Raw genomic sequence first — 16,760 nt, 5'->3', positions numbered from 1 at the left:
GTGTATTTTCGCAGTAGATACAAGTATTTGAAAACAACTAATATAGAATTATTCTAAATAAAAAATATTTACTCAAACTATTTGCTCATGCCAAAAAATGTCGCCAGAAGTACATTTAGAGAAGTTCCACTTGAAAAAGGGTTTTCGGTTCTTAAATTCCAAAACAACTCTGAAGAGGTGGATTATTATAATAGAGATGTAGAGAATTCTTTCATTCAAATTCACTATTGTGTAAAGGGTAATAGTAAATTTCATTTTAATAACGGTAGCTACACCTTTAATGTATTAGATAAACATTCTATATTTTTATACAACCCGCAACAAAAATTACCAATTAATATGGAAATACTCCCTAAAACATGGGTTATTTCAGTACTAATTTCAATTGAAAAGTTTCATTCTTTATTTTCGAAAGAAGCGGGATACATTCCTTTCTTGAGCGATAATAATAAGAATAGAAAGTACTATGACAATACAGAAATCAAAAGTTCTGTTTTACTCGTATTACAACAGATTTTTGCTGCAGATAGTCATAGTTCCATTAGGGATTTATATATAAAAGGAAAAACGTATGAATTGTTAAGTCTTCATTTTGATAGTGGTGAAAACACCAACGACGAGTACTGTCCATTTTTGGTTGATGATAAAGAAGTTTTAAAAATTAGAAAAGCTAAAGATATTATTATATCAAAAATGAGTGAACCTCCTACCCTTCAAGAATTGGCTAATGAAGTAGGGCTAAATCTGAAAAAACTAAAAGAAGGATTTAAACAAATATACGGAGATACGGTATACAGCTTTTTATTTGATTATAAAATGGAGCACGCTAGAAAGCTACTTGAAAGCAATCGATTTAATGTAAACGAAGTTGGATTGCAGGTTGGATATAGTACATCAAGTCATTTTATTGCTGCCTTCAAGAAAAAATTTGGTACAACTCCTAAACAATATATCATCAACTTAAACCAATAAATATTTACGCTTAACTATTTAGTTTAGATCTATTAGCAATGAAGCAACTCACTCATTACGATATAACAAATAAAGAAATAGAATTTCCCATTACAATTGTTTGCGATGCCATACGAACTCCTGAAAACATTGGTATGTGTTTTAGAATTGCCGAAAGCTTCGGTGTCTCTAAAATATACTTACATGAAAGTTCTCCTACAAAAGAAAACAGAATCGTAAAAAAAACGGCCAGAAATACTTTGCAACAGATAGAACATAGTATGTATTCTGATTTCTCTTTATTAATATCTGAATTGAAAAAGGATAACAATGTTATTATAGGTATTGAAATAACCGATAAAAGTATAAATATTAGCGATTATGATTTCACCCCTCATCAAAAAATTGTATTACTTTTGGGTAGTGAAAGACATGGGGTAAAAGACTTATGTTATGCAGATGCTACAGTTTCCATTCCAATGTATGGAAAAAACTCTTCCATGAATGTAATTCATAGTCTAGCCATCACTTTATACGAAGTAACAAATCAATTAATAAAAAATAAATAAAAATATACTTTTAATGAAAGGTGTTTTATTAGTAAACCTCGGATCACCAAAAAGCACTGATCCGAAAGATGTAAAAAAATACTTAGGTGAATTTTTAATGGATGAAAGAGTCATAGATCTTCCTTTATGGCTTCGTACTTTTATAGTTAAGGGTATTATTTTAAATACTCGTCCTAAAAAATCTGCCGAAGCTTATCAAAAAATTTGGTGGAAAGAAGGATCTCCGTTAATCGTTCTATCCGAACGCTTACAAAATAAGGTTCAACAAAAAACAGAGTTACCTGTTGCTTTAGCGATGCGTTACGGAAACCCATCACTTAAAAGCGGACTTCAAGAACTTTACGACAAAGGTGTAAAAGACGTTCTTTTAATACCTTTATATCCACAATTTGCCATGGCTACTACTGAAACCATAACAGTATTAGCAGAAGAGCTTAGACAAGCGCATTTCAATGACATGAAAATAACGGATATTCCTGCTTTTTATAATAAGCCTGAATACGTTAAAGCACTTTCAAACAGCATTAAAGACTATTTATCTGATAAGAAATATGATCACTTATTATTTTCTTATCATGGTGTACCTGAACGCCACATTAGAAAATCAGATATCACAAAATCACATTGTAAAATAGATGGTAGCTGCTGTAATAATTCGTCTAAAGCTCACGAATTCTGTTACAGACATCAATGCTTTCAAACTACTAAAAATGTTATTAAAGAATTGAATTTGGATGAATCGAAAGTAAGTACTTCATTCCAATCTCGATTGGGAGTAGACCCATGGCTTCAGCCCTATACAGATAGAACGATAGTTAGTAAAGCTGAAAAAGACGGCGTTAAAAACTTAGCTATTGTAACCCCAGCATTTGTTTCAGATTGCTTAGAAACATTGGAAGAGATTGCAATGGAGGGCAAGGAAGAATTCTTAGAAGCCGGAGGAGAAAATTTTTATACCGTTCCTTGTATCAATGACAACACTGAATGGGTTAACGTGCTTTCTGGTTGGATTCATGATTTCGATTCTAAAAAATAATTACTAAACATAAAATTCCATGGACTTTCTTTATATAAAAGCCCTTCATATTATTTTTGTTGTTACTTGGTTTGCTGGCCTATTTTATATTGTTCGCTTATTTATTTATCATTCAGAAGCTGATAAAAAAGAAGAACCTGCCAAATCAATTCTGCAAACTCAATATAAACTTATGGAAAAACGCTTATGGTATATTATTACTTGGCCATCTGCCGTATTAGCTAGTTTTTTTGCTTTTTGGATGCTCTATAAAAATCCTATATACCTTGAAATGCCGTGGATGCATGTAAAACTAACGTTTGTTTTAGCCTTGTACTTTTATCATGGAGCCTGTCATAAAATTTTCAAACAGCTTCAAAATGGCATTGTAAAATACTCCTCATTGAAATTACGAATTTGGAACGAAATAGCAACTATTATTCTATTTGCAGTAGTGTTCTTAGTTGTTTTACAAAATGCTATTAATTGGATTTGGGGCGTTGTAGGAATAATTTTAGTTTCCGTTCTTTTAATGTTTAGCGTTAAACTATATAAAAAGGTACGCGCGAAAAAGAACTGGGACAAACACGAACAACAATTAATTAACGAAGATAAGCACGAAGAGAGCTTATTTTATAAGCTCTCTTCGTTCCTAAAGAAAAAGTAGTATTCTGAGAAATATTTTCTCAAAACGATCAGCAATTATTTAATGAGTAATTTCTTTGATAAACGAACTCCTTTTAAACTTTCAATTTCTACAACATATACCCCTTTTGACTTACTTCTAAAATCAGAAATATCAATTGGTATTCTATTCATCCCTTCGATCAAATCGAGGCTTTGCTTATAAACTAATTCACCTAATACATTATGTATTTTTAACTCTGCTTTTTCATTAATCGATGTATTAATAACAACATCAAACTTGTGAAACCTAACAGGATTTGGATACATACTAACTGACTTGCTAATTTCATTACAATCAGAACAAACTTTTGGTCGTTTAGTATTTCCAATCGCAATAGTATTACCGTATTTATCAATAACCTCCCCCTCTATCTCACCAACCTCTGAGTTATTTAACCCTCTTCCGTCATATCTATAATCCCAAATTTTAACCGAACTCACTTCATCATTCCAACTTGAGAAATGATCAGTTATATCGCTAATATTATACCAACCCGATGATCCGGCTCTAAATTGAATCCAGCCATCAGAATAGTTCGCATCTCTATACATTCTAACGGTCCAATTAGGAGGAATTCGTAACGAGGATATTTCATCATTACCAACACTTGTATTCGTAAGTGAGTCATCGTATGAACCACTCGTAAAACTTGTTGGTCTACTACCATCATCTGTAAAGTTTACATCTTCATAAAAATGGACAGCATTAGGGATAGACAGCCAGTACATCGAAGAGATTTCATCATTTAAACCGCCACTTATATAACTAACATTTCCTCTTAGTGAAACATATTTTCCTGAGTAATTTGAATTTTCATATCCAAAATACTCATACCCCGATATCACTTTAACCGAAGAAATTTTATCATTAAAGTTTTGACCAGAACTTCCCAAATACGCATCATCACCTTTTATTCTAATCGCATCACCTTTAAAATTTGAATCTTGATATAATACTGCGCGAGTATCAAATGCCCATTCGTCAAAATTAACTTTGTAAATTGCTTCTATCAAAGAAGTATTAACCCAATCTAAAATTAACACTCCATAACTTTTATCAATCTTTTTCATGTAATTTATTACACGTGGATTCATGTAATCAGACACATCCGTAATATCTGGTATTGGAGTAGGTATTTGTGCTATTTTCTTGGAAGTATACCCGTTAACTGCGTTTAAGTACAAACGATTAGAATATCTATTATTATCAGCTTCTTCCATTAACTCTTTTACTCTCCCCCATTTTCTATCTTTATTTACATCACAGTTCGTAAATGGCCATGATAAACATGAATCTGTACCCAAATTATAATAGTTATTAACCTTTATATACGGGTTTGTATTAGCCACAGAAGTAACATTATCTACCGGACTATAATTTATACCAGCAACATTATTAAGGCTTCTAGTTATTAATAATATTTTACTTTTTAATTCTTGTAACTTAGGAAACCTATTATCTGTGAAAAACAAATCTCTGTACGAAGGATCATTCATTATATTGTTAAGCTCATTTGCAAGTTTACTAGCACTTCCTTGGTCACTTTGAATGGTCATTATAAGCGCTTCCTTTTGATTTTCACGGAAAAATCTTTTAACATCTCCCAAAACATCTCTTTTAAATCTAGTATGAAATTTAATATCGCCATGAACTATTATTGGATCACCTGGAACATGGGTATCACTCTCTTTTAAACGAATATCAAAAAAGCGTATTCCTTTGTTTAATTGCTCATAAAACGATAGATCTTGAGTTATATACGTTGACCTTGGGAATAAATTCTGTTGTCGGCTTAAATCGGCTTCACCATAAGCTCCAGTATCATGACTTCCAGGAATTGTTATATTGGCAATATTAGTATTAGGATTTAAATAACTCATCCAATTATTTCCCTGCTGTCCAAAAAGGCATAATGATTTACAGAAAAGTATAACTATGAAAATTTGCTTTTTAATTGTATTTAATTGCTTCATATTCTAAAATTTTAAATTTAATAAAGTAACACCCTTCATCTCTTTTAAAACTGATAAACAAACAGTTACACAACAATATTACTTGAATATTTGGAACAGTCAGTAACATCTTCTAATTTCGGTAAACCATTTTCACACAAAACCACCTAAACAAATAATACACAACCACTTAACTACAAGAAGATTACATCTACTTACATAAAACCATTGTAAAAAGTATTGGTTAAATTTTGAATACGAACGTGAGATGTCACTTAAAAGCTTTTTTAGTCTTAAATGAATAACAGTTAAGATTAAATTTCTTTCAATTAAATAGACTCCACATATAAAACGGATATGATAAAAAGGACCTAAAAACAAGTGAATTTCTCTGGAGCAAGTCCTCAGAGGATTTTATAAGAATGTGTTTTCAAACTATAAACATTGACTAACGAAGGTAGCCTCGGGTCATTTAGCCTATAAAGAATAAAAGAGAGCAAAATGCTCTCTTTTATTGAATTAAGGGGAAATCTATTTATAATAAATAGTTAAGGTTATTTTTTTCAAACAATTTTAAAAGTGTAGTAAACTTTATTTAATCACACTTCTTCTTTTTCGTTTACACTGTAAAAGTATTTCAAATATTCTTTCAAAATCGCCCCATTCATATCAATAAAACCAAGGTTTCACAAAAAACCACATAAACAACTAGAAAACAACAACTTGATTACACTTATTTTTCTTATAGGTTTTTGAAATTTTCAAATAAAACACTGTTAATTTGTTACCATAAAAAAAGCAAAATAGAAGAATATCTATTTTGCCTTCACCATAAACAAATTGTCCCCCCACAGACCAATCTGAATACTAAAACAAAGAATGCTAAAATAACATTGTCGATTTGTTATTGGCACAATTATTCCTTGTTCTGGGGTCAAAAGTATATTTAAAAAATCATGATGTTCAACTTTGTCATTTTTGAGATCATTAGATTCCATAAAACAATAATTAAACATTTAAAAAACAATATGTTAATATTTTTCGGTTTTCATATAATTAGATATTGATTTGCATTTAAATATTTAATATCTTGTATGTCTCCCTTAAACTAAAGCTGTCCTTATACATGAATGAACAATCATCTTCAATAGCTGGGTTATTTGATACAAAACATTACCGTCCTAATGAGCTATACAACAAAAAGAAGTCCGTAATATTTACGTTTATTACCACTTTTTTGTTAATTCAATTATTTCCTTTTTCCAATATTACCTTCAAAGAACTTACTTCTCAACTATTTACATCAGTTGTTTTTGCCACACTAGCCAGTAGTTCATACCTAATAAACTATTATATTTTTAAGCCTACAAAAAGAACACCATGGCTATACAAACACGAAATCTTCTATCATTTAAGCATTTTTTTTGGTGTTTTTTTTCTTATCAACATCTTTGCTTGTTTATTCCTCAACCTTTCACTTAAATACATTGTTCAGTCTACATCGACTTTTTCCTATTCTTTCGAATTTGTATTAAAATCTTTCTTTTATACAGTTGTTTTTGGTGTTGTTTTCTATATCCTAATAAACTTCTTTGATTTAGTTCGTTATATAACCAATAAAACAAAACTCAATATAGATCTTGAAGGAGAAACTGCAGAAATTTTAGATTTACGAGGCAAAAATAAAAATGAAAGACTCGTTATTCCCTCATCTAACTTGATCTACATGAAATCTGAAGGTCATTATGTAAATATTTATTACACCCAACTAGATAAACAAAAATTGAACAATGTTATTTTTAGGTCTAGCATGAATGAAATAGAAAAAACACTGAACCAACACGAATCTATTATTCGATGCCATAAATCTTATTTTATCAATTTAATACACATAAAAGCTATTAACTATTATGGTAAGAAATTTTATGCCATAGTTAATGGATTTAACAAAAGAATTCCAATCGCATTAGACAAGGTAGAGTTACTTAAAGAAAGTATAAATCAATAATCTTTTCGTTTTTTTAAACATTTAATTGTAACAATTTTCGATTTCATTCTTCTTATAAGAAAGCATTAGTTGAGAGGAAAGGTTTTCTAAAATAGTTGGCCTTTCCTCTTTTCATTTTACCATAACTTCATTTAACAATACATACTTTACCTCTTATACATAGTAAACACAGAAACCAGCTCTTCTAAAAAACATATCATTACGAAGTAAAATAACTGATTTTATACTTTTTAAACATATAACTGTAACAATTTTCGATTTCATTCTTCTTATAGGAAAGCATTAGTTGAGAGGAAAGGTTTTCTAAAATAGTTGGCCTTTCCTCTTTTCATTTTACCATAACTTCATTTAACAATACATACTTTACCTCTTATTTTTTAATAAACCCAGAAACCAGCTCCTTTAAAAAAAACGTATCATTACGAAATCAAATAACTGATTTTATACTTTTCAAACATTTAACTGTAACAATTTTCGATTTCATTCTTCTTATAGGAAAGCATTAGTTGAGAGGAAAGGCTTTCTAAAATAGTTGGCCTTTCCTCTTTTCATTTTATCATAACTTCATTTAACAGCACATAGCTTGCCTCTTATACATAGTAAACACAAAAACCTGCTCCTCTAAAAAAACGTATCATTACGAAGTCAAATAACTGATTTTATACTTTTCAAACATATAACTGTAACAATTTTCGATTTCATTCTTCTTATAGGAAAGCATTAGTTGAGAGGAAAGGTTTTCTAAAATAGTTGGCCTTTCCTCTTTTCATTTCTATTACAACTTCTGATCTTTTTTTCTTGCGCAGAAAAAAAGGCCATCCAAAGAAATTACTTTAGATCGCCTTCTCATTCTATTTGAAGTACAAAATTTAAGTATCACTTAAATCAGGGGAAATTCAACAAGTAGCGGGACTACAATTATTTTGAAACTTCAAATTTCATATATTAAAGATACAGTTTAAAGCAATATTATTTAACTATTTAGCTATTTCGTAGCAGGCATTACACTAAAAAAACAATAAACAACTGACTAACAGTTATTTAGATTCATTTTTTTTCATGTTTTCACAAACAAAAAACCATCCAAAAAATACATAAATATTTAAAAATCAACATCTTTCATCTTAAATAAAGATTTTTTCCTACTTTTATATGACCTTCTAAGATAAAAACCACTACTAAGTAAAAACTAACAAATTTTGCTTAGCTGCACATGAACAACCTTTCAAAACTGTATCAAACAGTAACTAAAAGACACTACCGCCCCTCAAAACTTTTTAAAAGAAGACGGGTTATTATTTCAGTATTTCTATTATCCTTAACATTACTAATATTATTCCCGATAAGGAGTCTTCCAGTAGTTTCTCGAACTCCCTTTATTATAACTAATATTATATACAGCTTTTTAATCGCCTGTTCTTTAATCATTAATATTATTATTCTTAGACCTATATCATCGAAAAAGTGGACCTATATTAAAGAAGTTCTACTTGTTTTAAACACGATATCTTTATCCTTAGTTTTAATTTCACTTATTACTTACTTAATTTTCCCTAATTCAATTTCCAAAGACCTAATTATTGAAGTCTTGATAAAAGCTTTTGTTTTTGGCTTTTTTATATATATTACTTTGAGTTTTTTTACCTTACTCCGCTATGTTTTAAATAAGACACCTTTAAATATTGGACTTAGTGATACGTTATTAATACAAATAACAGGTAAGAACAAAAATGAACAACTATTAATTCCGATAAAAAATCTACTCTATATTAAATCTGAAGGACACTATATAAACATCTTTTATTTACTTAGTGATATTAATGATGTGAAAAGCATATTGTTTCGCGAAAACATATCTAATATTCAAAAAAAATTGACTTCTTACGAAACATTATATAGATGTCATAAATCTTATTTAATTAACATCTCACATATAAAATATATTAATTCATACAGAAGTAAAACTCATATTGTACTCAAATCAAAAAATTGCAGAATTCCAGTTAGCACAAATAAAGCCAAGTATCTTGCACAACAGATAAACTCAAAAAAGCATCACTTTATTTAATCAAATACCATTAAAATGGCTAACTATCGTCATACATATTTACTATGGTACTCAAAATCGATACTACAAACCAACTAATATAACTGACATTTCATCGACAAATTATCTTCTAATAGTCTTTTAAACAAAGAACACTAATCATAAAAAACTAATTTTATCCCTGTTGGGAGGAGAGGTTTTCTGAATTGGTTGGCCTTTTCTCTTTTCTATTTCCACAAATCCCCCTTTAACACATGGGGTTTTCCCTATTTTCTTACTTTCTTAAAATTCCTCTAGAAAAAAAACACTAATTTTAGAGCTACCAATAAACTACAAACTTTAGCTCAATGAATAAGAAGACTCTTGGAATTGCTCTTATAATTGCCTTGATTCTCTTGATTTCGGGAATTTTTAAAGGAAATTATTCTAATAATTACGTAAAGGAATATTCATACCAAGAATACGAAAAAGCTAGTAGAGATCAGTATCTTTCTTTTAAAGACAATATTCTTACTGAACTCAAATCTCGCTTAAATCTCGCAGAAAAAAAGGAATGGCAAAATGATTACAATAACTTCTTAGGAACTACTAGTAGTCAATTTGAAGGACCTCAAGTACATCTTGAAAAGTTAATCTATAATGGAAAAGAATACATTCGTGATTCGGTGCTACAGCAAAAAAACAAATATCCTCAGTTCGTTGGAGGTTTTAATATTCATGAGTTAATTTTCGATCCAGATAGTAAAACAAGAGGGAAACCTGATTTAAACATTAAAGTTACTGACCCAAGAGCATATAATCCAATTGAAAACAAAAACTTACTAAGTATTGTAAATTCTTTAGGATTCGAATCTGAAGGAAAGCCCTATAAAACCTATACAAAAGAAGTCTTTAGTATTATTGATTCAACCATAAAAATCGAAAGAATTCGTATGGATTTATGGTTAACCAAATTTAATGTAACGTTAGAGACTAAAGCATGGCAAGGAAGAAGAGATGGTGAAGATGATGGCAGAAGAGAAATAGCAAACCAACGCCACTATCCTTTTGAAGTTGACATCAAAATTTACCCTAATGTATCACCTTGGTATGTTAATACGGGTAACTCATTCGATATAAAACCAGATATCGCTGTGGGTGCCGTATATGTAAATAAAATAACGAAGTTCCCGGAAGATGACGACAAAATTGGTGTTAGCCCTAGCGAACCTGGAATTCAATTACCTTTAATTAAACAAGATTACTACAATAATTTAAACGATCCTGAAAAACTGATTGAAGATAAAGCTAGTGATGCTACCGTATGGAACAAGCCCATTTACGCAAAGATATACTGTTCGAATATAGGAACCTACAGAAACTTACTTCGCAAGGGTGATGAAAAAATTTCCTTTGAATTAGTAATGCCGTTACTAGTAAGAGGTAATTGGGATATTCGTATTCCAAACTCTATTATTCCTAAATACAAACCACTTCCACCTTATAGGAGAACACTTGCAGATGTTCTTATTCCTTCTTGGGGTATTGGTCTTTTTGGTAAAATAGCTTCTAGCTTACTTTATATCGTAATTTTAGTTGTAATTGGGTTGGTGTTTCTAAAGAAACTTGTTTAGACTTACCCTTTCAACGAGTTCTCAAAAGGGATACGATTTAAAATACTGCGCCCTAAAGTAACCTCATCAGCAAATTCGAGCTCATCTCCAACAGAAATACCTCTGGCAATAGTTGATGTGACTATGTCGTATTTTTCAACCTGTTTATAAATATAAAAATTAGTGGTATCCCCTTCCATAGTTGAGCTCAAAGCAAATATCAATTCCTTTACTTCTCCTAAACGAACTTTTTCAACCAATGATTCTATTTGTAAGTTCTGAGGCCCTATTCCTTCTATTGGAGAAATCTTTCCCCCTAACACATGATATACACCCTGATATTGCGCTGTATTTTCAATTGCCATAACATCTCGAATATCTTCTACAACACAAACAATTTGAGTATTTTTTTTCGGATTTGCACAAATATCACACAATATAGTATCTGAAATATTATGACATTTTTTACATGTTTTTATTTCATTCCTCATAACACGTAACGCTTCCGTCAAATACTTTGTCGACTCTTTAGGTTGCTTTAATAAATGCAACACCAAACGCAATGCTGTTCGTTTTCCTATTCCTGGTAAACGACTTACTTCATTCACCGCATTTTCAAGTAACTTCGAAGAAAAATCCATTCTACAAAATTACGATTTTTAAAACTTAAATTAACACCATTTTTAACCATAATATAGACGCACTTGTTAGGCAAAATTTACCAAAATAACTACCTTTGATCCACTAAACAAAAATTAAGGATTTAATATGAACTTAGAGATAAAAGACTTAGAACCAAAAGCTGTATGGAGTCATTTTGCAGATTTAAATGCAGTTCCTCGTCCTTCTAAAAAAGAAGAAAGAGTAATTCAATTTATGGTTGATTTCGGAAAAAAATTACATTTAGAAACTTTTGTTGATAAAGTAGGCAATGTAATTATAAGCAAACCAGCAACCAAAGGAATGGAAAACAGGAAAACTGTGGTTCTTCAAAGTCATCTCGATATGGTTCATCAAAAAAATTCAGATACTGATTTCGATTTTGACAAGGAGGGTATCAAAATGGTTATTGACGGTGACTGGGTAAAGGCTGAAGGAACTACTTTGGGTGCTGATAATGGCCTTGGAGTAGCGGCTATTATGGGAGTTTTAGCGTCTTCAGATATCGCTCACCCCGCCATAGAGGCTTTATTTACGATTGATGAAGAGACTGGCATGACTGGTGCTATGGGACTTGAAGGAAGTGTTTTAACCGGTGATATTCTCTTAAATCTTGATACCGAAGAAGATGATGAAATAGGTATGGGTTGTGCCGGTGGAGTAGACATTACCGCCACCAGGACTTATGAAACCGAAAATACTCCTGAAAATTCTACTTCTTATGAAATATCTGTCACTGGATTAAATGGAGGACATTCAGGAATGGATATAGATAAAGGTTTAGGCAATGCGAATAAAATAATGAATCGCTTGTTATTTGATGGTTTTACTAATTTTGGCATACGTATTTCTGAGATCAATGGTGGAAGTTTACGCAACGCTATTCCAAGGGAGAGTTTTGCTACTGTTGTTATTGATAAAGTTTCGAAAGAGCCATTTTTGTTTGAACTAAACGAATTAATTAACAATATTAAAGCCGAATTTAAAAGTATTGAACCAAATCTTTCCGTTGAATTAAATGAAGTTTCTGCACCGAATAATGTAATGGAATTGGGAGTTCAAGAAGGGCTGATAAAAGCGATTTACTCTGCTTTAAATGGTGTATATCGTATGAGTCCAGATATTAAAGATTTAGTAGAAACATCGAATAATGTTGCAAGAGTTATTGTAAAAAATGGCGATATTAAAATTGGTTGCTTAACTCGTTCTTCTTCAGAAACCAATAAATGGGATCTAGCAAACTCGTTAAGATCTTGTTTTGAATTAGCTGGGTTTGATGTTGATTTTTCAGGTTCTTATCCAGGATGGCTACCTAATGTTGATTCAGAAATATTAAATACCGTTACTAAACTATATGAAGAACTACATAATGAAAAACCTCATGTAGCAGCATGTCATGCAGGATTAGAGTGTGGTATCTTAGGACAAAATTATCCTAAAATGGATATGGTTTCTTTTGGACCGAATATTCGAGGAGCACACTCTCCTGATGAGAGAGCTCAAATTTCATCAACACAAAAATTTTGGAAGTTCTTACTTGAAATTTTAAAAAATACACCAATTAAGAACTAGCCTTCAATTAAAGTTATAAAAAAGCCGTCTATTAAGACGGTTTTTTTTATAGATTATAATGTAATGAAATTACCTTCTAAACTTCTGACTAACATTTAAAAAAAACGCAAAATACTACACATTTTTAAACTAAAAAATCAATAAACAAAGGAATAAAATTATCACTTTAACATTTTTATGTAAAAATTAATAATATTTTTATAGCAAGAAAACTAAATTTCACTGTAACCTACCTACTACAAAATGAAAAAAACTCTAATAGTCATTTTTTCGTTATTTGGTATTCATATTGCTTTATCGCAGGAGAAAAACATTAACACCCAAATGTTTTCCCTATTTGATAAAACTATAGGAGCTAATAATACGAAACTAAGCTACGGTACTGTTTTTAAAGAAAGGTATCGAAGAAAACTTCCGAAAAACCACAACTACTTTAAAAACGAACTCTTCTCTAAAGGTAGTATTAACTATCGTGGAGAACGGTTCTATGATATTAATATCAAGTATGATATCGTTGATGATTTTTTAGTTGCTAAAATTATCAATCATCAACGACAAGTTTCAATTGTCCCAGAGAAAAGCCTTGTTTCAGAATTTAAATTAAATGGACACACTTTTATTAATTCTTACAACGTTGATATTGGTTTTTTAGAGCAGCTTGTCGTTTCAAATGGTTTTTCTGTTTTAAAAAAACACCGAAAAGTAAGTAAAGAAAATAAAGACAGGAAGTATAGATATTATACTTTTAAAAAGAAAGGTGATCAATACTATGTACACTATTTAAAGAATTTTTATTCTGTGCATTCAAGCAAAGATTTCGTGAAAATCTTTCCAAATGATAAAAAAAGAATCAACAAATTCTTTAAAAAAAATCGCTTCCTATATAGAAACGACTTTACCAACTTTGTTACCAAGCTAATGAAACAATTGCTAGTTTAATACATTATGATTATATCTAAAATTAAACAGGTCATAACAATAATCATTCTATTTATTGCTTTACCTGCTATTTCTCAAGAAAAAAGTAGTACCATTTCTATTGAAATAAACAATCTTAACAAAAAACAAATAATAGAGCTTATTGAAACCAAAACGGACTATACTTTTTACTTTTTAGATAAGTGGTTTGACGATCGTAAGACAAGTATTTCTTTTAAAGAGACCTCCATAGAGAATATACTCAAAACCATTTTTAAAGAAAGTAATATTAACTATTTTGTTCTTCAAGAAAACAAAATAGTATTAACAAATGGAAACTTAATTAAAAAAAGTATCTATGAAACAACTACTATAAATGAAAAAAATCTAAATGACGGTGCTCCCGTTTTAGTTGATTCTGAAATAGGAACTAATACCTCGCTAATAAAAATAGGAAGAGAAGATAATCAGAAAAAATCTACTTATAAACTTTCAGGTTATATAAAAAATGATAAAAATGGAGAGCCCATTGAAGGCGTTACCATTGTAGAAAAAAATAAAAATTTATATACTACCTCAAATAAGAATGGCTTTTTCAATCTTGAACTTCCATTTGGTAAAAACACTTTATCTACTTCTTTTGTTGGATTCGAATCTCAAGAAAAAGATTTAATTCTTTACAACGATGGTAAGTTAAATTTTTCAATCAACCCACAATCAGAAAAACTCGATGAAGTTGTTATTAATGCTAACAAAAGCAGAAATATAAGACAAACAATTGCCGGTATAAGTCAAATTAAAGCTAAAGAAATAAAAAACATCCCTTTAGTTCTAGGTGAAAGAGATATTTTAAAAGTGGCTGCAACCCTTCCTTCAATTAAATCCGCAGGCGAAGGATCAGAAGGAGTGAACGTAAGAGGAGGAAAAGTAGATCAAAACTTATTTTTGTTAGACGATGGAGTTATTTATAATCCGACTCATTTCTTAGGATTATTCTCAGCCATTAATCCATTCACAACAAACGATTTAAAAATTTATACTGGAAACATTCCCGCTCAATACGGAGGTAGACTTTCTTCTGTTTTCGACATTCGTACCAAGGATGCAAGTACCGATAAATTTAAAGGAGAAGCTTCAATTGGGCCTGTTACTGGAAACATTAACTTGGAGATTCCTATTGTTAAAGATAAAGCTGGATTAAACTTGGGGGTAAGAAGTACTTACTCTGATTGGATATTAGGTTTAATTGACAATAAAGACTTTGAGAAAAGTAGTGTTTCATTTCATGACGTAATTGGTAAGTACACTCATAAAATTAATGAGAATAATTCGATCCACTTAACAGGATACTATAGTAAAGATAATTATCAAATTGCATCGGATACTATAAATAGTTATGGAAACACAATGTTTTCATTGAATTGGAAACATCGTTTTAATGAAAAAAATAGAGGAAATTTAATAGTATCAAATAGCAGTTATGGTTTTGATATCGATTATAAGACAGATAAAACAACCAATGGTTTTAGTCTTAATTATAATATCAATGAAACCAATTTAAAATTACAAATGAGGTACGACCATTCTAAAACTCATAAATTTGATTATGGTTTAGAATCTAAACTTTACACAATAAATCCAGGCGCTATTGCTCCGAATGGAAATAATTCTAATGTAACTCCACTTACAATTAATAGAGAAAGAGCCCTTGAAAGTGCTTTGTTCATTTCTGATGAAATAAACATTAGTCCTAAGTTAAATTTTAATGTTGGCCTTCGATATAATCAGTATTTAGCTCTAGGAGCTTCCTCACAAAGAGTATACGAGAATAATGCGCCTAAAAATGAATCTACACTAGTTAACACTGTTGATTACGAGAATAATGAAGTTTTTAAAACGTATCAAGGATTGAGCTACCGACTATCAGGAAGATACGAATTCAATAACACTCTATCGTTAAAAGCTAGTTTTAACAAGTCTTTTCAATATATCCACAGACTAAACAACAATACGACGGCCACTCCTGTTGATACTTGGCGACTTTCCGATTCGAATATAAAACCACAAGAAGGTTCACAATTATCTCTCGGGTTATTTAAAAATTTCAATGATAATGAATATGAAATGAGTCTAGAAGGTTATTACAAAGAGTATAACAATCTTATTGATTATAAAATTGGCGCCACATTATTATTAAATGATAGAATTGAAACACAAACGATTCAAGGAAAAGGAAAATCTTATGGAATTGAATTTTTACTTAAGAAAACCAAAGGCCGTTTAAATGGATGGGTTGGATATAGTTATTCTCGTTCATTAATACAATTAAACAGTATGTTTGATGAAGAAAGAGTTAATAACGGAAACTTTTTCCCTACTAACTATGACAAGCCTCATGATGCAAACTTAGTTTTAAATTATAAATTCACTGAAAGGTATAGTTTCTCTACAAATTTCACGTACCAAACAGGAAGACCGATAACCTACCCTACAGGGAAATTCATATATTCTGGAGTGGAATATTTAACCTATAGTAATAGAAATCAATTTAGGATTCCAGATTATTACAGGTTAGATATTGGGATTAATATCGAAGGTAATCACAAAATAAAAAAGTTTGCGCATAGCTTTTGGAATATTTCAATCTATAATGTGTTAGGAAGAAACAATCCTTATTCTGTTTTCTTTCAAACCAATGATAATGGAAATGTTGAAGCATATCAAAGCTCAATTTTCTCAAGACCAATTCCGACTATAACTTATAATTTTAAATTCTAAGGCTATGAAA

12 protein-coding genes are annotated in these 16,760 nt (G+C 30.4%); 10 read left to right on the top strand and 2 right to left on the bottom strand.

Translation table 11 applies throughout. From position 1 onward, the window contains the following. Positions 1–87 precede the first annotated feature (87 nt). Genes BLW23_RS19445 through BLW23_RS19430 form a run of 4 tightly spaced genes read left to right on the top strand, consistent with a single transcriptional unit; the run spans position 88 to position 3,202 of the window. A complete protein-coding gene (locus tag BLW23_RS19445; protein ID WP_093673006.1) occupies positions 88–972 on the top strand; it encodes a helix-turn-helix transcriptional regulator in 885 nt (294 codons plus the stop codon). A gap of 38 nt (positions 973–1,010) precedes the next feature. Beyond that, the gene (locus BLW23_RS19440; RefSeq protein WP_093673004.1) at positions 1,011–1,520 is read left to right on the top strand and encodes a TrmH family RNA methyltransferase; all 510 of its coding nucleotides are present in this window, start codon (positions 1,011–1,013) and stop codon (positions 1,518–1,520) included. Positions 1,521–1,533: 13 nt separating this feature from the next. Continuing rightward, positions 1,534–2,556 (top strand): ferrochelatase, encoded by a 1,023-nt coding sequence (hemH, locus tag BLW23_RS19435; RefSeq protein ID WP_093673002.1) that lies wholly within the window; start codon positions 1,534–1,536, stop codon positions 2,554–2,556. A gap of 19 nt (positions 2,557–2,575) precedes the next feature. Beyond that, positions 2,576–3,202 (top strand): CopD family protein, encoded by a 627-nt coding sequence (locus tag BLW23_RS19430; RefSeq protein WP_093673000.1) that lies wholly within the window; start codon positions 2,576–2,578, stop codon positions 3,200–3,202. 35 nt (positions 3,203–3,237) lie between these two features. Here the strand turns inward: BLW23_RS19430 and BLW23_RS19425 are convergent, their stop codons facing one another. After that, positions 3,238–5,196 (bottom strand): phosphatidylinositol-specific phospholipase C domain-containing protein, encoded by a 1,959-nt coding sequence (locus BLW23_RS19425; protein ID WP_093672998.1) that lies wholly within the window; start codon positions 5,194–5,196, stop codon positions 3,238–3,240. 1,105 nt (positions 5,197–6,301) lie between these two features. Between BLW23_RS19425 and BLW23_RS19415 the strand changes: the two genes are divergently transcribed. The 3 genes from BLW23_RS19415 (at position 6,302) to BLW23_RS19405 (ending at position 10,843) form a co-directional block, all read left to right on the top strand. Then, on the top strand, positions 6,302–7,183 hold the full coding sequence (locus BLW23_RS19415; RefSeq protein ID WP_093672994.1) for a LytTR family DNA-binding domain-containing protein: 882 nt from the start codon (positions 6,302–6,304) through the stop codon (positions 7,181–7,183). 1,213 nt (positions 7,184–8,396) lie between these two features. After that, positions 8,397–9,251: a LytR/AlgR family response regulator transcription factor gene (locus BLW23_RS23940; protein WP_093672992.1), complete on the top strand. Its 855-nt coding sequence runs from the start codon at positions 8,397–8,399 to the stop codon at positions 9,249–9,251. A 326-nt stretch (positions 9,252–9,577) separates the two neighbouring features. Continuing rightward, the gene (locus BLW23_RS19405; protein WP_093672990.1) at positions 9,578–10,843 is read left to right on the top strand and encodes a hypothetical protein; all 1,266 of its coding nucleotides are present in this window, start codon (positions 9,578–9,580) and stop codon (positions 10,841–10,843) included. Positions 10,844–10,845: 2 nt separating this feature from the next. On the opposite strand, the gene recR is transcribed toward BLW23_RS19405, so the two are convergent. Beyond that, complete coding sequence (recR, locus tag BLW23_RS19400; RefSeq protein ID WP_093672988.1) at positions 10,846–11,463, bottom strand: recombination mediator RecR; 618 nt, start codon at positions 11,461–11,463, stop codon at positions 10,846–10,848. A 127-nt stretch (positions 11,464–11,590) separates the two neighbouring features. On the opposite strand from recR, the gene BLW23_RS19395 reads away from it, so the two are divergent. From BLW23_RS19395 to BLW23_RS19385, 3 genes are all read left to right on the top strand, one after another. Continuing rightward, the gene (locus tag BLW23_RS19395) at positions 11,591–13,054 is read left to right on the top strand and encodes an aminoacyl-histidine dipeptidase (protein WP_093672986.1); all 1,464 of its coding nucleotides are present in this window, start codon (positions 11,591–11,593) and stop codon (positions 13,052–13,054) included. Between the two features lie 243 nt (positions 13,055–13,297). Then, on the top strand, positions 13,298–13,993 hold the full coding sequence (locus tag BLW23_RS19390; protein ID WP_093672984.1) for a hypothetical protein: 696 nt from the start codon (positions 13,298–13,300) through the stop codon (positions 13,991–13,993). A 6-nt stretch (positions 13,994–13,999) separates the two neighbouring features. Continuing rightward, entirely contained in the window at positions 14,000–16,750 is a 2,751-nt protein-coding gene (locus BLW23_RS19385; protein ID WP_093672982.1) for a TonB-dependent receptor, read from the top strand. The last annotated feature ends 10 nt before the right edge of the window (positions 16,751–16,760 follow it).

It is taken from the genome of Tenacibaculum sp. MAR_2009_124, from assembly GCF_900105455.1.
In the GTDB taxonomy this organism is placed as follows: Bacteria; Bacteroidota; Bacteroidia; order Flavobacteriales; family Flavobacteriaceae; genus Polaribacter.
The sequence above is the reverse complement of the archived record's forward strand: the minus strand, read 5'-3'. Positions and strand labels throughout refer to the sequence as shown.